Origin of the sequence: Paenibacillus sp. YIM B09110, from assembly GCF_037167145.1 — a bacterium.
In the GTDB taxonomy this organism is placed as follows: domain Bacteria; phylum Bacillota; class Bacilli; order Paenibacillales; family Paenibacillaceae; genus Pristimantibacillus.
Window position 1 is genome coordinate 54910 of the sequence record NZ_JBANSP010000020.1, and the last position, 21043, is coordinate 75952.

At 49.2% G+C, this 21043-nt stretch carries 20 protein-coding genes; 1 reads left to right on the plus strand and 19 read right to left on the minus strand.

Going from position 1 to position 21043, the window contains the following annotated elements; translation table 11 throughout:
- Positions 1 to 94 precede the first annotated feature (94 nt).
- Positions 95 to 697, minus strand: a complete 603-nt coding sequence (locus V8F51_RS23725) for a TetR/AcrR family transcriptional regulator (RefSeq protein WP_337102985.1) — start codon at positions 695 to 697, stop codon at positions 95 to 97.
- A 191-nt stretch (positions 698 to 888) separates the two neighbouring features.
- Between V8F51_RS23725 and V8F51_RS23730 the strand changes: the two genes are divergently transcribed.
- Positions 889 to 2382 (plus strand): MDR family MFS transporter, encoded by a 1494-nt coding sequence (locus tag V8F51_RS23730; protein ID WP_337102986.1) that lies wholly within the window; start codon positions 889 to 891, stop codon positions 2380 to 2382.
- 338 nt (positions 2383 to 2720) lie between these two features.
- Here the strand turns inward: V8F51_RS23730 and pduL are convergent, their stop codons facing one another.
- From pduL to yfmF, 18 genes are all read right to left on the minus strand, one after another.
- A complete protein-coding gene (gene pduL, locus V8F51_RS23735) occupies positions 2721 to 3293 on the minus strand; it encodes a phosphate propanoyltransferase (protein ID WP_337103028.1) in 573 nt (190 codons plus the stop codon).
- 94 nt (positions 3294 to 3387) lie between these two features.
- Entirely contained in the window at positions 3388 to 4254 is an 867-nt protein-coding gene (locus V8F51_RS23740; RefSeq protein ID WP_337102987.1) for a 2-oxoacid:ferredoxin oxidoreductase subunit beta, read from the minus strand.
- Positions 4232 to 5989, minus strand: coding sequence for a 2-oxoacid:acceptor oxidoreductase subunit alpha (locus V8F51_RS23745; RefSeq protein ID WP_337103029.1), 1758 nt, complete (start codon positions 5987 to 5989; stop codon positions 4232 to 4234). Before V8F51_RS23745 ends, V8F51_RS23740 begins: the two co-directional genes overlap by 23 nt.
- A gap of 402 nt (positions 5990 to 6391) precedes the next feature.
- Positions 6392 to 7327, minus strand: coding sequence for a dipeptidase (locus V8F51_RS23750; RefSeq protein ID WP_337102988.1), 936 nt, complete (start codon positions 7325 to 7327; stop codon positions 6392 to 6394).
- A gap of 129 nt (positions 7328 to 7456) precedes the next feature.
- A complete protein-coding gene (locus tag V8F51_RS23755; protein ID WP_006036664.1) occupies positions 7457 to 7717 on the minus strand; it encodes a stage V sporulation protein S in 261 nt (86 codons plus the stop codon).
- Between the two features lie 136 nt (positions 7718 to 7853).
- Entirely contained in the window at positions 7854 to 8654 is an 801-nt protein-coding gene (locus tag V8F51_RS23760) for a TIGR00282 family metallophosphoesterase (protein WP_337102989.1), read from the minus strand.
- 91 nt (positions 8655 to 8745) lie between these two features.
- Positions 8746 to 10287 carry a ribonuclease Y gene (rny, locus tag V8F51_RS23765; protein WP_337102990.1) on the minus strand — a complete coding sequence of 514 codons (1542 nt, stop codon included), beginning with the start codon at positions 10285 to 10287 and terminating at the stop codon, positions 8746 to 8748.
- A 212-nt stretch (positions 10288 to 10499) separates the two neighbouring features.
- On the minus strand, positions 10500 to 11189 hold the full coding sequence (locus V8F51_RS23770) for a RecX family transcriptional regulator (protein ID WP_337102991.1): 690 nt from the start codon (positions 11187 to 11189) through the stop codon (positions 10500 to 10502).
- 131 nt (positions 11190 to 11320) lie between these two features.
- Positions 11321 to 12391, minus strand: a complete 1071-nt coding sequence (recA, locus tag V8F51_RS23775) for a recombinase RecA (RefSeq protein WP_337102992.1) — start codon at positions 12389 to 12391, stop codon at positions 11321 to 11323.
- Positions 12392 to 12646: 255 nt separating this feature from the next.
- The gene (locus V8F51_RS23780; protein WP_337102993.1) at positions 12647 to 13897 is read right to left on the minus strand and encodes a competence/damage-inducible protein A; all 1251 of its coding nucleotides are present in this window, start codon (positions 13895 to 13897) and stop codon (positions 12647 to 12649) included.
- A 91-nt stretch (positions 13898 to 13988) separates the two neighbouring features.
- The gene (pgsA, locus tag V8F51_RS23785; protein ID WP_337102994.1) at positions 13989 to 14564 is read right to left on the minus strand and encodes a CDP-diacylglycerol--glycerol-3-phosphate 3-phosphatidyltransferase; all 576 of its coding nucleotides are present in this window, start codon (positions 14562 to 14564) and stop codon (positions 13989 to 13991) included.
- A gap of 251 nt (positions 14565 to 14815) precedes the next feature.
- The gene (locus tag V8F51_RS23790) at positions 14816 to 15307 is read right to left on the minus strand and encodes a YajQ family cyclic di-GMP-binding protein (protein ID WP_337102995.1); all 492 of its coding nucleotides are present in this window, start codon (positions 15305 to 15307) and stop codon (positions 14816 to 14818) included.
- Between the two features lie 23 nt (positions 15308 to 15330).
- Positions 15331 to 16257 (minus strand): helix-turn-helix domain-containing protein, encoded by a 927-nt coding sequence (locus tag V8F51_RS23795; RefSeq protein ID WP_337102996.1) that lies wholly within the window; start codon positions 16255 to 16257, stop codon positions 15331 to 15333.
- Positions 16258 to 16282: 25 nt separating this feature from the next.
- Positions 16283 to 17050 (minus strand): DUF3388 domain-containing protein, encoded by a 768-nt coding sequence (locus V8F51_RS23800; protein ID WP_337102997.1) that lies wholly within the window; start codon positions 17048 to 17050, stop codon positions 16283 to 16285.
- Positions 17051 to 17253: 203 nt separating this feature from the next.
- On the minus strand, positions 17254 to 17505 hold the full coding sequence (locus tag V8F51_RS23805) for a DUF3243 domain-containing protein (RefSeq protein WP_337102998.1): 252 nt from the start codon (positions 17503 to 17505) through the stop codon (positions 17254 to 17256).
- A 111-nt stretch (positions 17506 to 17616) separates the two neighbouring features.
- A complete protein-coding gene (ymfI, locus tag V8F51_RS23810; protein WP_337103030.1) occupies positions 17617 to 18345 on the minus strand; it encodes an elongation factor P 5-aminopentanone reductase in 729 nt (242 codons plus the stop codon).
- A 14-nt stretch (positions 18346 to 18359) separates the two neighbouring features.
- Positions 18360 to 19646 carry an EF-P 5-aminopentanol modification-associated protein YfmH gene (gene yfmH / locus V8F51_RS23815; RefSeq protein WP_337102999.1) on the minus strand — a complete coding sequence of 429 codons (1287 nt, stop codon included), beginning with the start codon at positions 19644 to 19646 and terminating at the stop codon, positions 18360 to 18362.
- Positions 19647 to 19650: 4 nt separating this feature from the next.
- On the minus strand, positions 19651 to 20925 hold the full coding sequence (yfmF, locus tag V8F51_RS23820) for an EF-P 5-aminopentanol modification-associated protein YfmF (protein WP_337103000.1): 1275 nt from the start codon (positions 20923 to 20925) through the stop codon (positions 19651 to 19653).
- Positions 20926 to 21043: the final 118 nt, after the last annotated feature.

The following is a 21043-nucleotide window of genomic DNA, read 5'->3' on the forward strand; positions in this document are numbered from 1 at the left end:
AATGGTTTCCGGCACATATAGTCCAATTCAGTATTATACCAGTTTGCGGTACATATATCCATGCCTTGCCGATGGATTATAGCGCTAAGAAGCTCTATTTGAACAATGGAGCTATATGCGTAAGTCGAAATTGCTCTTGCACTTCGTCCAGCGAATATCCGCATCTCGTTCGCAGATGCATGTGAGTGTGCGGCGACATTACCGATATGTAGGAATGCGCCACATAACTTGGATCAATGGAATACGCGAGTTCACCCTCGGCTGCTTCCTTCAGGAGGCTGCAAATAGCGCCATGGATAAAATGATAGGGCGGCGACTCGAAAAAATCGGTTTTTTGCACGTCGTTTAATTGAGAAGCGTGCATAACGCCAAGAAACCGTGATTTCGTTTCCAGGAACTGAATAACGTTGCACACGACAGTATATATTCGATCCTGCACGGTACGATCTGCCATTGCTTTCAATTGTTGTTCAATATCTTCGCTGAAACGCTCGAAGCTGTCCTTCATCACATCCATGCACAAGTCGCCCTTGTTGGCATAACGCCGATAAAGCGTGCCTTGTCCGATTCCTGCTGATTTGGCGATTTGATGCATGCTGACGCATTCAACTCCGTGCACGTTAAACAAGTGATTGGCTGTCTGCAGAATTGCTGCGCTCAACTCTTGTTTTGTTCTGCCGCTGTCTGCTGCCGTCATTGCACATTTCTCCTTCAATTATTTTACCGTTAAAGGATTGACAATTAATACTATCCTCATTATGATTCTATAGTGCGGACAATTGTCCGCTATATAAATGCAGTAGTCGTTCTCATTGTATCCTGTACATGGTTGCAGGTCAACGCATGGAGAAGCGGCATAACGCAATAGAAGGATAGGAGGAAATAATAATGGCTTCTGCTTCAATCAAGCCGCAGCAGGATAGCGCTGAATTCTCGATGAAGAGTATTATCGCTCCCCTGCTCGCAATTATTGTCGGCATGTTCATGGTTATATTGGACGGCACGGCAATGAACGTTGCTCTGAAAGGGCTTATGGACGACTTCCAAAGCTCCATGACGCTCGTTCAATGGACCATTACCGGATACGCGCTTGCCCAATCAGCCGTTATCCCACTGGCAGGCTGGCTGTCTGACCGCTTCGGCGCGAAACAGATTTTCCTGCTGTCAATCATCATGTTCACGCTCGGTTCCGCTTTATGCGCACTTGCTACAACGGCAGAGCAGCTTATCGTGTTCCGCATTATTCAAGGTCTCGGCGGCGGTATGGTAGCACCAATCGCAATGGCCTTTACTTACAGACTTAGCCCTCCGGGCAAGCAAGGCGCTGTTATGGGTATGATCGGTATCCCGATGCTGCTCGCTCCTGCTCTTGGTCCGGTCGTTGCAGGCTGGCTCGTTGATTATGCTACATGGCATTGGATCTTCCTGATTAATCTGCCGATCGGTATCATCGCTGTCATTATCGGACTTCGTACATTGCCTCGCATTGAACGTCAGAAAGTTCCGGCACTTGACTACTTAGGCATGATCTTCGCGCCGCTCGCCTTCGCCTCTCTTGCATACGGCGTTAGCTCGGCTGGCGGAGGAGAAGGCGGCGCTGGCAACGGCTGGACCTCGCCTGAGGCGCTTATCGGCATTATCGTAGGCGTCATTGCACTTATTATTTTCATTACCGTAGAGCTTAGACGCAGCGAACCGCTGCTTGAGCTGAGGGTATTCAAATCAAGCAACTTCACACGTGGAGTTGTGCTTCAATGGATTGTACAGATTGCTTTATTCGGTACGATCTTCCTTATTCCGGTCTATCTGCAAGTGGTCAAAGAATATTCCGCCTTCACGACCGGCCTTATTCTGCTTCCACAGGCGCTCGCAGCGGGCTTATTCATGCCAATCGGCGGTAAGCTCTACGACAAACTCGGCGCACGACCAGTCGTTTTTTCCGGCTTGATTCTCATAACGGTCGCAACATTTCTACTCACGCAATTATCGGCTGACACGACTCTTATCACACTGATGATTCCGCTTGCTTTGATCGGTGCTGGTATGGGCTTGTCGATGATGCCGCTTAATACGCATATCATCCAATCCGCTCCGAAGGAGCTTGTCAGCCGCGTTACGTCGCTGACGGCTGCTGCTCAACAAGTTATGACTTCATTCGCTGTGGCCGGACTTTCCACACTGCTTGCGAGCCGCGCTGAGCATCATTTGGCTTCGAATCCGGGACCGGATGTATTCTACTCCGCTTATGCGGATACATTCCTCGTCTTAGGCTGCATCGGCATTCTTGGCATTCTATTCTCCATCCTGCTTCGCAAGCCGAAGCTGCAAGCGGGCGAGAATCCAAGTGATAAACCAGATGTAACGATGATGATGGGCCACTAAAGCTACTAAATACTGTTCATAAGAAAAGAAGCTGTTCTCCGCTCGTGCGGAAAGCAGCTTCTTTTCTTATAGCATAGGTAAGGTACGGCTGCTACAGCAACATCTCTTACTTGTATTATGTTTTGCCTGTATTACATACAGGCTAATGAAGCCAAATCGCCTATTAAGTGACGTTTGATTGGAAAACATACTGTCAAATCCAGCATTTTAGCCTTAAGCAGCCTTCCACAGTCCATTTGACTGCATAAAATCCAAGCAAACTCTGTAATCGTCTCTTACTTAGCCTTTAGATTGTAAGAAATCCATTCAAAGGGTTAGTACATCACAATGACAGAAATTTATTCGACAATCTCGCCGCTATCGCCATTAGCAATGCCAGCGGCATTGGCTTCATCTGTATCGATATGCATATCGAGAGCGAAATCATCCGATACGCGGGCGATGACGTTCTCGAATACGACGCCTCGATCACCGCCGACACGAACGCGCAGCCGCTGCTTGTCCTCGATATTCCAGCGTTCCGCATCACTCGAATGGAAGTGAATATGTCTGGCTGCTACGATAACGCCCTCTTCAATCGTCACTTCTCCTGCAGGCCCTTGAAGTTTGATGCCTGCTGATCCAGCAATATCTCCCGACTCGCGGACTGGCGGCTTCACGCCTAAGGCGAAGGCGTCTGTACGCGATACTTCAAGCTGCGTCCGCTTTCTTACCGGTCCGAGAATACGCACCTTCTCGAATTGTCCCTTCGGCCCGATCACAGCTACCGTTTCATTGGCTGCATACTGACCTGGCTGAGACAACGGCTTCATTTCCGTTAATGTATATCCAGCGCCGAACAATGCTTCGACATGCTCCTCGGATAGGTGGATATGTCTGGCAGATACGCCGATTGGCACTAGCTTATGTATCATATCGTCACACTCCCTGTTCTTTAATAATTAGGTACGTTTTTGTAGCGAAAAATAAGCATACGGTCCGCAGACCGTATGCTCATCATACCATTTATTTGAATTCTGCGACAAGCTTCTGGAAGTCATCCTGCGAAATCATCATATCTTGTTTCGCCAGTGCCTCCTGCTTAAAGCCCGTAATCATATCCTCGTAAGACTTGCGCGTCGTATTCTGATAGATAAGTCCGGTAAGCATGCCGTTCGTCTCCATAATCTTGTTCATCGCTGCAACTCGATTCGCCGGATCGTATTCTGGGAATTGCTCCAAATTAACGATATTTTCTTTGAACCAGTCGTAGGTGTTGATTTTGTTGAACGTTACGCACGGACTGAACACGTTGATTAGCGAGAAGCCTTCATGCTTGATGCCTTGCTCGATCAAGCTCGTCAACTGCTTCAGATCGCTGGAGAACGACTGCGCGACGAATGTAGCGCCGGCTGACATAGCAATCTCAAGCGGTGAAAGGGTCGTTTCAATCGAGCCCTCAGGCGTCGATTTTGTTTTGAACCCTTCCGCGCTTCGCGGCGACGTTTGACCTTTGGTCAAACCGTAGATTTGGTTGTCCATTACGATATATGTGACGTTCAAGTTACGGCGGATCGCATGAACGGTATGGCCCATGCCGATTGCGAAGCCGTCCCCGTCACCGCCAGAAGCAATAACCGTAAGCTCGCGGTTAGCAAGCTTCACGCCTTGTGCAATTGGAAGCGCACGGCCATGAATGCCATGGAAGCCGTAAGCGTTAATGTAGCCGGATATACGACCCGAGCAGCCGATACCGGAAATGACAGCCAGCTCCTCCGGCTCCAATCCGACATTGGCAGCAGCGCGCTGAATGGCAGCTTGGATCGAGAAGTCGCCGCAGCCTGGACACCAGTTCGGCTTAACATTATTTCTAAACTCTTTGAATGTTGCCATCTTCGATCAGCTCCTTACAGGCTTTGTAAATCTGTGCGGGCAGGAATGGATTGCCGTCATATTTGAGCAGGCTCTCGATCTTCTCAGCGAAGCCGGCGTGCATTTTTATTTGTGATGCAAGCTGTCCCGTCGCATTGTTCTCGATGACGACCACTTTTTTCGCGCTTTGCAGGTGCGGCAGCAGCAGTTCCGTTGGGAACGGATGGATTTGGCGAATCGTAATATGATTCGTCGTTACGCTATCACTCGCTAGCGACATCCTAGCTTCATCAATTGTGCCGCCTGTCGAGCCCATGCCGATAATGAGCAGGTCAGGCGATTGATGCGGAGCATCCACGCGAATCGCATCACGAATGTACATATTGTTCAGCTTGTTCAGGCGCTTATCCATCATCTTGCGACGGTTGACCGCGCTCTCGGATGGACGGCCGACTTCATCATGCTCAACGCCCGTTACATGGTGCAAGCCGCCTTTCTCGCCTGGCAGGACGCGCGGCGAGACGCCGTCTTCTGTAAGCTCGTAGCGTTTGAACAGCTCTGGTCCCTCGAGTGCAGGTGTATTGACGGTGAGCTTTCCTCGCTTGATCTCGATTTTGCTGTAATCAAGCTGCTCACAGGATTGCTTGCCTAAAGATAATTGAAGGTCGGTCATAAGAATGACCGGCACTTGATATTGTTCAGCGACGTTGAACGCTTCAATCGTATCGTAGAAGCAGTCCTCGATCGAGGCTGGAGCAATAACGACCTTCGGAATTTCACCGTGCGTTCCGTACACCATCGCGTTCAAGTCGGATTGCTCTTGCTTCGTCGGCAAACCGGTAGACGGACCGCCGCGCTGCGTGTTGACAATGACTAGAGGTGTCTCAGTCATGCCTGCAAGACCGATTGCTTCCATCATGAGCGCGAGACCAGGGCCAGCGGATGCCGTCATTGTGCGAACGCCGGCATAGTTGGCGCCGATCGCCATCGTAACCGCAGCGATCTCATCCTCCGTTTGCACGACCGTACCGCCGAACTTAGGCAGCTTCTTAATTAAATATTCCATAATTTCCGATGCCGGTGTAATCGGATAAGCCGACATGAGTCGGCAGCCTGCCGCAATCGATCCAAGTCCGATCGCTTCATTACCGATCATGAACAGCTTTTGCTTGCCGTCCGCTTCATCCAGCTTGAATGCATCTATAGGTCCGCCAGCTTCCGCAAGAACGAATTCTGCGCCGCGCTTAACCGCTTCAATATTTTTTTCGACGATGGCTGCGCCTTTGCGGCCGAATTCTTCTTCCACCGCCTTATTGAATACTTCGAGCGGCAAGCCGAGCAGCGCCCACGAAGCGCCGGAAGCAACCATGTTCTTCATTAATGAAGTACCAAGCTCCTCGGCCATTGCCGTAATCGGTACTGCGAATAATCTCGCGTCGATCCCGTCAGGAATCGTTGGTTTGAACTTTGCATCCGCTACCACAACTCCGCCAGGACGAAGCTCTATCGCGTTCAGATCGATACTCTCTTGGTCGAAAGCAACCAATATATCCAAGTCATCAGAAATCGCGCGAATCGGTGTTGTGCTGATGCGAATTTTGTTGTTTGTATGTCCGCCTTTAATCCTTGAAGAGAAATGACGATAACCATATAAATAATAGCCCAACCGGTTGAGCGCGGTGGAGAAGATCCGATCTGTACTTTCGACGCCTTCCCCTTGTTGCCCCCCGATCTTCCAAGACAATTGACTGATCAAAATGCCCATCTCCTCTTTGTAGCCATTCCAGCGCTTTCTAAAATGGCATGCGTAAACGATCGTCGCCGCCCTCTGACGACATCAAGTTTATTTCCATCGTAAAATCGAAAAATACGGATCCGGTTTACCCAAGCGTAAACGGCTGTCGCCTTCCTTTGGCAGCAACAACTTACGTTTCGCGTTGAAATATAAGCACAGTATAAACAGCAAATTTATACTTTCTTATATTTTAAAAATGAAACGTATTTCGACATGATCTAGCGATAAATGTGTATCTTCTTATAACAGTCACAACAATTTTAAAGGTCAAAGTGCCAAAATGCAAGATGTAAACGCTTATAGGGAACGATAGTTTGTTTAGATGAAATCAATACCGCAATTAGATCGTAGATGTTTATTTCGTTAAGGCAGCTGCTTCAGCAAAAAATCAATCGCATTTCCGCTGAAAAACCGCTCTGTCTGCTGCTCCGTATAACGCTTTAGCAGCGTTTCCTTTAGATTAACGAGCTCACCAGGATGAGTTAGTCCTTCCACATAGGCATCGATACCGTCAAAATCCGAACCTAACATGATCGATCGCTCTCCGCCCAGCTCACACATATATTCAATATGCCGCACAACGTCGTCGATCGTTACCCGCTCTGACTCTGATAGGAAATAAGGCACGAACGTGATGCCGAGCATGCCGTCTTTGGCGATAATGCGTTTAATTTGCTCGTCCGACAAGTTGCGTGGATGATCGTATACCCCTTTAGCATTGGAATGCGAAGCGATTATCGGTCTCTTCGTCCGCTCTGCGGTATCCCAGAAGGCTTGTTCGGATAAATGAGATACATCCAGTAGGATTCCCCATTTATCGCATTCGTCAACGAATTGACGCCCGAGGCCTGTCAAGCCGCCGCCTCGCGGTTCCATCACGCCATCCGCTGCCCAATTCGCATTATTCCAAGTCATGCCAGCCGCCCGAACGCCAAGCCTATGCAAGGTGCGCAACATGGACATATTCCCTTGCAGACCGTCCACTCCCTCAAGCGAGAGCAACGCTCCGATTTTGCCCGTTTCCAGACAATGCTCCAGATCGCTGGCCGATCGTACCCATGCCATATTATCGCATGTCAGAACCTGCTCGTGAAATCGGTCGATGCTTTCCAGTATCGGTTCCAGTCTTCCGCTTACCGCCCTCGGTATGTATATCGCAAACGTTTGGAGCACCGTGCCCGAAGCCTGCAGCCTTTCGTATGTAACATCGAGTGTACCTGGCTTGCCGCCTTGAAAGGTCAACTGCTCGTCTTCCAGCAGCTTGCAAAGCACATCACAATGGAAATCAACGACTTTCATAAGACACCTCGCATATCCAAGTTATATATGTGTAATCCTATGCATTCAAAAAAACCTGTCTACGACGTAAACAGGCGAACGATTTGATCGGTCATCCAGACATTCCGCCGCCGCTCTACTATTTCGTTATTATCGTGGCTCCACGATCAGCTTAATTGCCGTTCGATCCTCGCCGTCAATAACGATGTCTGTAAAAGCCGGTATGCAGATGAGATCTACCCCGCTGGGAGCGACGAACCCTCGTGCAATTGCTACTGCTTTAATCGCTTGATTGAGCGCCCCTGCGCCGATAGCCTGCAATTCAGCGCCGCCGCGCTCTCTGAGAACACCAGCCAATGCGCCTGCAACGGAATTTGGATTGGACTTTGCTGAAACTTTTAATACATCCATGAAAAGTACCTCCCCTGGGAATGTTGGATGGATTCCACTTCTAAATAGTATTCGAGGGAGGTTAAAAAATTCCTGCTTTATTCGTCACACTTTACAAGCTATTCTGAATAGTCGCACTTTTCAAAGATTTCGAGCCTTACATAAGCAGCCATTCGTCCTCGGTTAGTCGAATTTTTTGCATTTTCGTCGCTTTTCCCGTAGCATCGTCTAGCTGAACGGATACGGCATGCAAATGCCATTTTCCCTCGTCAACGACAAAACGAACAGGCATTTGGGTAATAAATTTATGAAGGACTGCGTTGCGTTCCATACCTAAAACGCCTTCTTTTGGGCCAACCATGCCCACGTCGGTTAAGTAAGCTGTGCCGCCGGGCAATATCGTATCGTCATTCGTTTGTACATGGGTATGGGTGCCGACAACAATCGACGCTCTCCCGTCTAAATGCCAACCCATAGCGATTTTCTCAGAGGTCGCTTCTGCATGAAAATCAACTAAAATGTTGTTTGTCTTCTGGCTTGCTTGCTCTACCAGCTCATCCGCCTTGGCGAACGGACAATCGATTGGTGGCAGGAACGTTTTTCCTTGCAAATTAATGATGGCCAGCTGTTTGCCGCCCGCTTTAATGAAAGCCATGCCTTGACCTGGCGCACTCTCATGGAAATTGGCCGGACGCACAAGTCTTGGCTCATCGTCGATCCATTCGAATATATCTTTATTATCCCACGTATGGTTGCCCATCGTAATGCCGTGGACACCCCATTCGAAAAATTCCTTCGCTATGTTCGCCGTAATGCCTCTGCCGGCGGCTGCATTCTCGCCATTCACAATTATAATATGCGGATTATATTTGCTCTTCAGCGCGGGCAATACCCGCTTAAGTGCGCTTCTTCCTACATTGCCTACAATATCGCCGATGAATAATACGTTCGTGCTCACTTCTAATCCACTTCCTTCTATTTGTACGCTATATGCAGAAAAAGTGGCTGACGAGCAGCCACTTTTCGGTATTGCATATGTGGTTCGTTGTTTATTTCGCGTATTCGACCGCTCTTGTCTCACGAATAACGGTGACTTTAATATGCCCCGGATAATCGAGTTCGCTCTCGATTTTCTTCGTAATGTCGCGTGCAAGTCGGAACGCTTCCGTATCATCGATCTTCTCTGGCTGTACCATAACGCGCACTTCACGACCAGCTTGAATCGCGTACGACTTCTCAACGCCTTCGAACGACTCGGAGATATCTTCAAGCTTCTCCAGTCGCTTGATATACGTCTCAAGCGTTTCACGACGTGCTCCAGGACGCGCAGCCGACAAAGCATCAGCTGCTCCAACGAGCATTGCGATAACGGAAGTTGCCTCGCAATCGCCGTGATGGGAAGCGATACTGTTAATAACAACAGGATGCTCCTTGTATTTCTTAGCAAGCTCTACGCCAATCTCCACGTGTGAGCCTTCCACTTCGTGGTCAAGCGCTTTCCCGATGTCATGCAGCAAGCCTGCGCGCTTCGCGAGTGTAATATCCTCGCCTAGCTCGGCAGCCATCAGACCTGTCAGGTAAGCAACCTCCATGGAGTGCTTCAATACGTTTTGACCATAGCTCGTCCGATATTTCAATCGGCCCAGAATCTTGATTAGATCTGGATGCAAGCCATGCACCCCAACCTCGAAAGTAGCCTGCTCACCGTATTCACGGATACGCTCATCCACTTCTTTGCGGGATTTCTCGACCATCTCTTCGATGCGGGCAGGGTGGATACGTCCGTCAGCCACAAGTTTCTCCAAGGATGTACGAGCAATTTCACGTCTAATCGGGTCAAATCCAGACAAAATGACCGCTTCCGGTGTATCGTCGATGATGAGATCGATACCGGTCAATGTTTCCAAAGCACGGATATTGCGGCCTTCGCGCCCGATAATGCGGCCTTTCATCTCTTCATTAGGCAACGTTACGACTGATACCGTCGTCTCTGCCACATGATCCGCCGCACAGCGTTGAATAGCTAGGGAAATAATGTCTCGCGCTTTTTTGTCCGCTTCTTCCTTCGCTTGCTGCTCGATCTCTTTAATCATTTGTGCTGTCTCATGTCGTACTTCCTGTTCAACATTCGACAAAATAATTGATTTCGCATCTTCCATCGTCAGACTAGATATACGCTCAAGTTCACTGAGCTGCTGCTTATAGATGGAGTCGATCTGCTCCTGCGTTTCTTCGATCCGCTTCTCTTTGTTGGCTACAGATTCTTCTTTGCGTTCTAGCGCTTCTATTTTCTTATCCAACGACTCCTCTTTTTGGAGCAAACGTCGTTCTTGACGTTGAGCCTCATTGCGTCGTTCACGAATGTCTCTCTCGGCTTCCGAACGGAGCTTGTGGACTTCGTCTTTTGCCTCAAGTACGGTTTCCTTTTTCTGTGCCTCCGCTTCCTTCTTCGCGTTTTCCACGATTTGGACTGCGGCTTGCTCAGCACTCGAAATTTTAGCCTCTGCAATCGACTTTCGAATAAAATAACCAATCACAAAGAAAATTACGCCAACAAAGAGACAGATCAAGATCCAATATGCATTATGCATCTTGTTCACCTCCTTGTTGCACACCAAGCTTGCACCTGGGATGATATTAGGTTTTCAATCGGTTTCCAAACCGTTTCTCATCTACCATTTTGACGAAAATAATCGTTTCGAATCAACTTTTGGAAGGAAAATTGATTCAAATAGAAGGAATACATCCTCATTTTATCGTTTCGTAAAATCAATTGTCAAGCGAAAACGGCTTACAGCTTCCTTTAGTACTCCTCATCCATGTCGAAAGCATCCTCATCTTCATCACTATCAACTGACTTCACGGCTTCTCTAGCGATGTCGCTGGGGAATCCGCGCCTAAGCAAAAAGACAATCAGCTTCTGTTTTCTCTCCTTCGGCGTGCCTTTGAGAGAACGCCATTTCTTTCCAGCAGCTGCAGTTGCGGATGCTAACTCCGCTTCTCCATTCAGCGTACGCAGCGCTTCTCCGGCCAACTCTTGCGAGATGCCATGCTGCTGCAGCTCCTGCTTAATCCAATGTCTACCTTTAAGACCGCTCTTCAACCGCTGAGCAGCGAATTGAAGCGCATATTGTTCATCATCCACAATATGCTCGCTTTCTAAACGGTCGAGCGCATAACGAATATTCATTTCATCGAATTGCTTCCTTAATAAATACTGCTCGATTTGCTTTCTAGTCCTCGGCTTTGAGCCCAAGTAATAAACCGCTAATGCATAAGCGCGATATCGCTCGTCCTCCGTTCTTATCTCTTCCAGCTCCGACTCCGTAAGCAATCGGCCCTTCATAAGACTGAACTTTATAAGGATATCCTCATGGACACTTAATAGCGGCTCCTCTGATCCTGCGAACAACTGGTATCTCCGACGTACCTTCTTGTCTTGCTTAACGGATAAAATAATCCATCCATCATCTTCCGAATGCTGCTCATCCACTGTGCTGACTACCTCCTGACAAGCTGACGTGACTGCCATTAGGCGGTTAAGTCGCTTTAAACGAAGCTTCGCCGCCCCTACGGGACGGCGAAGCGACATTAGCTATAGATTCTCATATTACTGTTACAGCTCTATTCCAAATCTTCGAATTCATCTTCTTCTTGCGGCTCTTGGTCAAAGTTCGCTTGTTGCGCCGTAGCCGATAGATTACTGGCATCACGAATCTTCTTCTCGATAACAGCAGCAATGTCCTTGTGGTCCTTCAAATATTGCTTCGAGTTCTCGCGGCCTTGTCCAAGACGCTCGCCTTCATAAGAGAACCAAGCACCGCTCTTCTGAACGATATCCATCTCAACGCCGATATCGATCAAGGAGCCTTCCCTCGAGATGCCCTCGCCGTACATAATATCGATCTCTGCTTGCTTGAACGGAGGCGCAACCTTGTTCTTCACGACCTTGATACGCGTACGGTTACCGACCATATCATTACCTTGCTTCAGCGTCTCAACGCGACGTACATCAAGACGTACGCTGGAGTAGAACTTCAATGCGCGTCCGCCCGGTGTTGTCTCCGGATTGCCGAACATAACGCCAACCTTCTCACGCAGTTGGTTAATGAAGATCGCAATCGTCTTCGACTTCGAAATCGCGCCGGACAGCTTGCGGAGCGCCTGCGACATTAAGCGAGCTTGAAGGCCGACGTGCGAATCCCCCATATCCCCTTCGATCTCTGCCTTCGGAACGAGTGCGGCAACGGAGTCAATGACGATAACGTCAACTGCGCCGCTTCGTACAAGCGCTTCGGCGATCTCGAGTGCTTGCTCGCCTGTATCAGGCTGCGAGAGCAACAGCTCGTCAATGTTAACACCAAGCTTGCTGGCATAGAGGGGATCAAGCGCATGCTCCGCATCGATGAAAGCAGCTTGTCCGCCAATACGTTGTACCTCTGCAATGGCATGAAGAGCAACTGTCGTCTTACCGGACGATTCAGGTCCATATATTTCAATAACGCGACCACGAGGTAAGCCCCCGATTCCAAGCGCAATATCTAGAGCAAGCGAACCGCTAGGAACGGTCTCTACTTGCATGTGTGTAGATTCACCTAATTTCATGATAGAACCTTTACCAAATTGTTTCTCGATTTGGCGTAAAGCCATCTCTAACGCAGCGCGACGGTCCGACAAGAAACTCACATCCTTCATCGTTTATATTTGTATGATACCTTACTTGTGACTGCTTGCCAAGCATTTTTTTCGAACATACATTCGCTTTTTTTCTAGATGCACATGCCAGAGGACAATAAAAAAACCGCAGCAAAGTATTCTTCGCCACGGTTCTTCCGATAACTACTTTCGATTATAGATCTGCCTTCGACAAAAGACAAGCTTTTTTTCAGCATCAGTGTTAGCCAGTAAAAAGATCGGCTGCTTAGCTTCTTCGTTACATCCCGCTCCCGATCACTGCTCCCGAAGAGCCTGCCAGAGTCGGTACATCGCAGCTTTCACCGCTCTTAAGCGTATCATCGCTCGATCTCCGCTTAGGTTCGCAGTGTGCACGAGCGTATCCTTGCCCCGTTCCGCAATGGCGAAGTAGACAAGACCAACCGGCTTGCCCTCCGACTCGGAAGGTCCGGCAACGCCAGTAAGCGAGACGCCGAAGTCGGCATCGGCTAATTGTCTGACACGTTCAGCCATGAGAGCGGCTGTCGACTCGCTGATCGCCCCAGGAGCGCCGTCTCCTTCGAGCTGCGACATCGGAATGCCGAGCAACCGATGCTTCATCTCGTTCGTATAGGTTACGACACCTCCCACGAACTCGCCACTGCTGCCAGGAACGTTCGTAACGAGCTCCGCGAACAATCCCCCACTACAGCTCTCCGCGCTTGCCAGCTTGCGTCGCGAGCCTCTCAGGAGCTGTACGATAGCCTCCTCCAGCGGGATGTCATCCTGCGCATACAAATGCTCTCCGATTCTAGCTTTGATCTGCTCGACGATATCGTCGATCTTCCGCTCTGCTTCAGCAAGCGTTGCCGCCTTCGTGGACACGCGTACCGCCACTTCGCCTTCCTTCGCATAAGGGGCGATAGTCGGATCGCTTTGAGCTTCAATGAGATCGATAAGCCTCGCTTCGAGATTCGACTCCCCAATACCGGCAAACTTAAGCTGACGCGAATATAGCGGCTGCTCATCAATCAGCTTCGTTCGAAGCCACGCTTCGCCAGGACCATCGATCATCGGTTTCATCTCTTTAGGCGGGCCAGGCAGCAGCAAATAAAGCGTACCGTCTACGTCCAGACCATTGCCGACCGCAAGACCGGCGCTATTGTCAATCGCATCGCTGCCCTCGATCATATTTGCTTGGCGGCGATTGCTCTCGACCATATGCAATCCTCGTGAACCGAACAGGTGCTCAATGCGCTCCATTGATGAGGAGTGAAGATATAGTCCTCTTCCCAAGTAGTCGGCCAGCACATCCTTCGTCAGATCGTCTAGCGTAGGACCAAGTCCCCCTGTGAAGACAAGCAGATCTGCGCGCGCGCGTCCAATTTCGATTGCTTTCCTTAATCTTGCGGCATTGTCGCCAACAACCGTTTGATAATATACGTCGATGCCAAGCGAAGCAAGCTTTTGCGATAAATACTGCGCATTCGTATTTACAATTTGGCCAAGCAGCAGTTCTGTGCCGACCGCAATAATTTCTGCCTTCATCCGCAGCCTCTCCTTTGCTACATGTGTGAGCGTTCTAATATCCTACTATATGCAAAAGCACCCTTCCTTTAATCGGAAAGATGCTTATCGGCTATTCTACGGGAATTAATTTCTTATTCTTCACAAAGTAATCAACGCCAGAGTATACCGTTATTGCTGCTGCTATCCAGCTCGCAATGACATCGAAAGGAAAATCGATGAAGGCGAATGGGAAGTTGTTAATAAGCAGCGCAATAATCATCGTAATCTGAATGGCTGTCTTCCATTTGCCCCATTTGCTGGCGGCCATTACCGAACCTTCGAGCAAAGCGACTTGACGCAAGCCCGTCACAGCAAATTCACGGCTAATGATAATGATCGCAATCAATGCGCTCAACTTGTCCATTTCAACGAGCGAGATAAGTACGGCTGCCACAAGCAGCTTGTCTGCGAGCGGATCGAGCAGCTTGCCTAGATTGGTGACGATCTTGTTCTTACGGGCAATATAACCATCAAGACCATCCGTGCTCGCCGCCACTATGAAAATAAGCGCCGCAACGATTTGATTGTATGTAATGGTGAAGTCGGCTATTGTAAGCGACCCTAGATCAACTTTCATCAGCAAAAACAACATAATAACTGGTACCAAAAAAATTCTGGCAAGCGTTATGCGGTTCGCCAGATTCATGCAATTACCTCCCCGGACATGTCAAACTCAAAGGTGTGCGTAACACGTACCTTATGGATCGAACCATTTTCATGCAGCCTACAAATACTTCGAGTTCAAGTATAATACATGGTTTTCTATGTGTCAAAAACAGCCAATGCAGTTTTTTTCATCTTATAGTATATAAAAAACTGCAAAACCCCGCTTTGCGAACGATCGACAAAGCGAGGCTCAAGGCGGCTATGTAACGTTGTGCAGCTCTAGATGCAAAGTTATCGATAATTCATGAATTGCAGCTCAATCGGCAATTCCGCTCCGCGCAAAAGTGCCATAACCGCTTGAAGGTCGTCGCGGCTCTTGCCCGTCACCCGAATTTGATCGCCTTGAATTTGGCTCTTTACTTTAAGCTTCGAATCGCGAATCAAAATATTGATTTTTTTGGACACATCCTGCTCGATGCCTTGTCTTAGCTTAATCTTTTGGCGGACCGTACCTGCCGAGGCGCCTTCGATTTTGCCGTAATCCATATTTTTGATCGGTACGCCGCGCTTAACCATCTTGGACAACAAGATGTCTATAACTGCCTTCAGCTTATAATCATCATCGGAGCCGATAACAAGCTCTTCTTTCTCAAGCGCAATACTGCTCTTGCTGCCCTTGAAGTCGAACCTCGTCTCGATCTCTTTCTCGGCTTGCGATATCGCATTAACGAGCTCTGCCATATCAACCTTTGATACAATGTCAAATGAACTTTCTGAACTCAACTATATTCTCTCCTCTCGTACTTCTATTCAGATGTTACGGAGTCCGGCTCGTTGCCCGCTCCGCCAGTTTCTCCTGTTTCGCTCGTATCGGTCGGCTGTCCCGCTGAGACGATCGGATTAATTAGCAGCTTCTTCGATCCGGCACGGTCGCCGTCAGGAACAGGCACGCCGTCAACCGTAATTTCCGTGAGGTCAGCCCGGCCGACATTCACATACAAAGTCTGCGTTAGATCGTGCGTCTCAATCGTCCCGTCATCCGCATTGGCCGAATACAGCTTCTCGCCGCCTGCGCCGCCTACGCGAATCTCAAGCCAGCTCTTGCCGCCGCTAACCTTAATCTCCAACTTATGCGTTCCCTCAGGACCGATATCGTATTTATCCGCTTTGCCGACTTTACTTGCGAAAGTAACCGTCGTCGGAACCTGAGTCGGTTCCGGTGTTGCAGTAGGCACCGGATTGTCCGTGCTTGTGCCGTTTCCTTCGTTATTGTCCGTTGGAGGGTGCGAAGCATCGGTAATCGGCGTCTTCTGATCGAGCTTGTCTGCCGGATTTGGGTCACGATTAATGACAAACATCCACACCACAACAAAAATAAGGATTAGAAAACACCACATCATTACGTTAAAGCCGATTTTCCCCATACGCTCCGACGATTGCGACTTCACTCTGCGAGGCGCCCGTACAGGAATCGGTTCTGCGGTTTGTTCCTTCTGGGCTGCAGGCACCTCATGCTGATAGAGCCGCAGCACTTCGTCGGGATCAAGTCCGACCGCTTCGGAGTAGTTTTTCACGAATGCCCTTACGTAGAAGCTGCCTGGCAGAATGCTATGATCTCCGCTTTCAATCGCTTCCAGATACCTTTTGCGAATCTTCGTAGTCTCTTGAATATCATCCAACGACAACCCTCGCTGCTCCCTCGCCTTGCGAAGCAGCGCGCCCAAATCAGACATTGAAATACCTCCTTCCTACCCTGCTTTAGAAGTCGTCTGTATAATTTGCGGTAAATTTCTCATAAGAAATCTCTTCATCAGGAGAATTGCGCAGTTCAACGATAATATCGAAGTGGCTGTAATCGTAATGGGACTCCTTTATGAAAATGTCCGGATGCTCAATGACCTTCGTCGATGGCATGGCCATAATCTCTTGAAGCAGCGCATGATGCTTCTCATTGGAACGAATCGTGCTTACGATACCATCGATGATATAAATATTGTTTGGCCCCATCTCGTCCTCAGACAACTGGCTGCGAACCGTCTGCCTAAGCAGCGTCGAGGATACGAAGGTCCAACGTTTATTGGAACACACGCTGCCCGCAATGATCGACTCGGTCTTGCCGACACGCGGCATGCCGCGCAGCCCGATCACTTGATTGCCGTCGCGCTTGAACACTTCGCCAAGGAAGTCAACCAATATGCCAAGCTCGTCTCTCGTGAAACGGAACGTCTTGCGGTCATCGGAATCTCGCTCGATATATCTACCGTGACGAACGGCCAATATATCGACAATCGTAGGCGTTCTAAGCTTGTTGACTGTAATGTTGTCAACCTTCTGCAGCATTTTGCCCAGCAGCTCGATCTTCTCATCGTCGTCCGTCTGCAGCAGCATGCCGCGGGTACGATCCTCGACTCCGTTAATGGTCATAATGTTTACTTCGAGCATCCCGAGCAAAGAAGCGATGTCTCCGAGCAATCCCGGACGGTTTTTATGTATTTTGTACTCCATATACCACTGTTTTTTTTCCATTGCCTGCTGTCACCGTCCTAAATTTGAACATAATCGTAATGGTTGTGCGGAAAATTATACGTCATAAAGCATTATTCTACAATTTTCATCACAATCCTGCAACCTCACATGAAACATTGCAGAAAAGCCTCCATTTCGGAGGCTTCTCTGCTGCTTCACTTTGATTGCGACGATTACGGCTGTTTAGGACACAGCCTGCGGTTCTAAGATTCCTGGACGAGCTTCACCATCAAGCAAGAGAGCGTTTTGCGCTCTGCTTCATCGCCGGCATCCCAAAGCTGCTTCAGAAGACGTTCTTCCTCGTTCTTTGGATCGACCTTCTCATCCAAGAATGAACCGATCTCGAATGCTAAGCTCGCAATCGTCTCCTCGGTCATCCCCATCTTCTTAGCTTGCGATACGCGATCAGCCAAGAAATGCTTCCATGTAGCAAAGTTAGTTAGGACGGTTGACATGACTCTTCGCCTCCTGTGGGTGTGGAAAAGAATAAGCAACAGTCCTTATGATGCGATATTGAGGTCTTGATTATTCAACAAACGGGCATTGCACAACATTGGATGCTTGTCCTACGTATGCCATCCGCCGTTCGGGCTAATAATTTGCCCTGTTATATACGATGATTCCGGCAACGATAAGAAATAGACGAGCGATGCAATCTCTTCAGGCGACCCGAAGCGTCCGACCGGAATTTCCTGCTGCAGCGCAGCCTTCTCTTCCTCGTTGAAGCTATCCATCATGACCGTATCAACAGCTCCTGGCGCAACCGCGTTCACCGTCACCCCAGAGGGCGCCAGCTCCTTAGCCAGCGCCTTCGTGAATGCATTCATGCCGCCCTTGGTCGTCGAGTACAGAACCTCGCAGGAGGCGCCTGAGATGCCCCAAATGGACGATACGTTAATAATACGACCGAAACGCTCCGCAATCATATGAGGCATGAATAGCTGCGAACAGAGAAACATGCCTTTCAAATTAACAGCCATGACGTCGTCCCAGTCTTGCTCGGTGACATCCATTAACATGCCGTAATGCGATATGCCTCCGTTGTTAACTAAAATATCAGGCAGCATATGATGGCTTTTCAGCTTGTCGCGCATCCGCTCAAGCTGTTCTTTGGAGCGCAGATCGGCGGAGATGGTTAATACATTTGCGCCTAGCGCCATGCATGTGCGAGCCGTTTCGTTAGCCGCTTCATGCGAATGCAAATAATGAATGACGATATTGACGCCTTCCGCGGCGAATCGTTTGGCGATGGCCGCCCCGATGCCGCGGCTTCCCCCGGTAATCAAAACCGTCATTTGCTGCAAAGTCTTCACTCCGCAGGCGATTGCACGATCGACACGGACATTTGATTAAAGTCGAAATGCCCGCGAAGACGTTCATTAATTTGATCTAATGTGCAGCTTTCGTAGAATGCCAGCACATCGAACATATCGCTGTCGCGGAAGCGGTATCTCGTAAACTCGCCGGCAATCGCTTCTGGGGAATTAAGCATCCGGAGATATCCGCCGATTTTTTTGCGTTTGGATCGCTCGAACGCCGCAGGCTCGATACCAGACTCCAGTAGCGCTTCGACCGCTTGCTTGATTTGAGCAATCAGCTCATCGGGCTTCGGCGTATCACCGCCGACAACCGAGAATGAATAACCGCTGCTAGAATTGTATTCATGACCGAATGAATCGGAGATCAAGTCTTGCTCATACAGACTCTGATAGAGCTTCGAGCTAGGGCCGATCAGCGCGTCAAGCATAAGCTTCGTCTCGACCTCTTGGCGGAGCAGCGCTTCGCCTTCGAGACCAACCTCTTTCTCCTTAAAGCCGATCATCACTTTCGGAAGCGAGACAGGAAGCTCGGATACTTTACGCTTTATTTTGACCGAAGAAGGCTCATCGTCAAAGAAGCGCCGTATTTCGCCTTGCGGCCTGAACGTCTTGCTGCTTTGGTTAGCTCGCACGAGATCAAACACTTCATCGGCCTTTACGCCGCCAACCACGAACAGCAGCATGTTGGACGGGTGATAAAAGGTTTCGTAACAGCGATACAGTGTTTCCTTGTCGATCTGGTAGATGGACTCAACCGTACCGGCAATATCGATATGCACGGGATGATTGTGATACAAGGCGTCAATCAAGCCGAAGTATACTCGCCAGTCGGCATTGTCCCTGTACATGTTGATTTCCTGCTCGATGATGCCTTTTTCCTTATCGACATTCGTATCGGTGAAATACGGATTTTGAACAAAATTAATGAGCGTCTCCAGATTGGCATTAATCTGTTCGGTCGCCGAGAACAAATAGACGGTTCGGTCGAAGCTCGTAAAGGCGTTCGCCGAAGCACCCTGTGCGGCGAATACGGCGAAGATGTCGCCGGTCGGCTCTTCGAACATTTTGTGCTCCAGAAAGTGCGCAATACCGTCGGGGACTTTCACGGGTTCTTCTGTGCCGACCGCAAAGTTGTTGTCGATCGAGCCGTATTTCGTCGAGAAGGTGGCATACGTCTTCTGGAAGCCTTCCTTCGGCAACACAATCACTTCCAGGCCGTTATCCAATATTTCGCGATAAAGCGTCTCCTGTACATTCGGATAGTTCAACGTTTCCACGCTATTATGCCTCCTTTCGATCGCGCAAGAAGTAGACGGTATCAAGCTGTACACGGCTCGCTACGCGCACGATGTCCTCAGCCGTAACCGCTTGAACCTGCTCCAGCAGTTGCTTCGCGCTGCGTTCGTTGCCTGTCAGCACACCGTTGAAGTCGTACGCGATCATTTCGTAAGCCGAATCCTGCAATTCCCGCAAATGATTCGCAATCATCGCTTTCGTCTGATCGAGCTCCAGCTCTGAAATTTGGCCTTGGCGCAGCGATTCAAGCTGTTCCTTTATTATGGTGACGGCTTTTTCGTAGTTTTTGATTTCGATGCCGGACTGAATCGTGCAGATACCCTTGTGACCATCCAGACGGGAAGCTGCGTAATAGGCGAGACTTTCTTTCTCACGCACGTTAAGGAATAACTTCGAATGCGGGTAACCGCCAAGAATCCCGTTATACATAAGCGCTGCAGGGTAATCGTCGTCTGCGTAGCCTACGCCTGTGCGAAGACCCATATTAAGCTTGCCTTGGTTAACGTCCATTTTGTCGATGACAGTCTTAACTTCGCTTACTTGATGCTTAACATCCGGCAAGCTATAGCCTGCGGGTGTGCCAGGCTTCAACTGGAAAGCCTTTGCGACAAGCTGAGTCACTTCCTCCAGTGTTGTATCTCCTACGACATACAAATCAAGCGCTGCTTGCTCCAGCCAGCGCTCATAGTGTTCGAAGAGCGACGTCGGCGTGATCTCGCTGATCTCCGCAAGCTTACCTAGCGGATGAAGCCTATAAGGCTCATCCTTGCACATTTCCTCGAGGCAGCGCTCAGCCGCATATCGAATCTTATCGTTGACGATTGACTCGAGCCGCTTGCGAAGCGTCTCCTTCTCGGCATCCACATATTTGGCTCTGAACGCTTCCCGCTCCTTCGCAGGATCAGTGAACACTTCGCCAAGGAAAGTGATCGATTCGTCCAAAAGCGGAACGTCGCTCGAGACGAACTGATCATTAATCACATCGAGACGGAATTGCACGATCTGTGCATCGCCTCGCTTATATACATCAAAACCGAAGCCTGCGCCATACAAGTCGTCAAGCCGTTCACGGAACGCAATCGTCTCCGGGGTGCTTGCTGTACCTCTGCGCAGCACGAACGGAATAAGAGCTACAGGCGTTACGTTGTCTTCCTCAAGCGGAAGTCCTGCAAATAACGATATAGCAAACGTTTTGAATCGTTTCGTAGGCAATACATGAAGCCGAATACGCTCCAACTGCCCTCTCTCGAATTGGGTCACTAAAGGTTAGCTCCTTTCGCTCTTGCAGTTATGTAAGCACGTTGACCGATTTTAAACATAATCTATTCCAAATGACCATCTGCTATACCATTCTAACCTATAAGAAATGGAAGAAGCA

Excerpts from the sequence above, each read along its gene's own strand:
- ymfI (WP_337103030.1), bottom strand. The coding sequence starts at position 18,345 with ATGACGGTTTTGATTACCGGGGGAAGCCGCGGCATCGGGGCGGCCATC.
- V8F51_RS23805 (WP_337102998.1), bottom strand. The coding sequence starts at position 17,505 with ATGTCAACCGTCCTAACTAACTTTGCTACATGGAAGCATTTCTTGGCT.
- pgsA (WP_337102994.1), bottom strand. The coding sequence starts at position 14,564 with ATGAATCTGGCGAACCGCATAACGCTTGCCAGAATTTTTTTGGTACCA.
- V8F51_RS23740 (WP_337102987.1), bottom strand. The coding sequence starts at position 4,254 with ATGGCAACATTCAAAGAGTTTAGAAATAATGTTAAGCCGAACTGGTGT.
- V8F51_RS23755 (WP_006036664.1), bottom strand. The coding sequence starts at position 7,717 with ATGGATGTATTAAAAGTTTCAGCAAAGTCCAATCCAAATTCCGTTGCA.
- V8F51_RS23725 (WP_337102985.1), bottom strand. The coding sequence starts at position 697 with ATGACGGCAGCAGACAGCGGCAGAACAAAACAAGAGTTGAGCGCAGCA.
- V8F51_RS23750 (WP_337102988.1), bottom strand. The coding sequence starts at position 7,327 with ATGAAAGTCGTTGATTTCCATTGTGATGTGCTTTGCAAGCTGCTGGAA.
- V8F51_RS23795 (WP_337102996.1), bottom strand. The coding sequence starts at position 16,257 with ATGTCTGATTTGGGCGCGCTGCTTCGCAAGGCGAGGGAGCAGCGAGGG.
- recA (WP_337102992.1), bottom strand. The coding sequence starts at position 12,391 with ATGAAGGATGTGAGTTTCTTGTCGGACCGTCGCGCTGCGTTAGAGATG.
- V8F51_RS23780 (WP_337102993.1), bottom strand. The coding sequence starts at position 13,897 with ATGAAGGCAGAAATTATTGCGGTCGGCACAGAACTGCTGCTTGGCCAA.
- V8F51_RS23730 (WP_337102986.1), top strand. The coding sequence starts at position 889 with ATGGCTTCTGCTTCAATCAAGCCGCAGCAGGATAGCGCTGAATTCTCG.
- V8F51_RS23800 (WP_337102997.1), bottom strand. The coding sequence starts at position 17,050 with ATGGAAAAAAAACAGTGGTATATGGAGTACAAAATACATAAAAACCGT.
- rny (WP_337102990.1), bottom strand. The coding sequence starts at position 10,287 with ATGCATAATGCATATTGGATCTTGATCTGTCTCTTTGTTGGCGTAATT.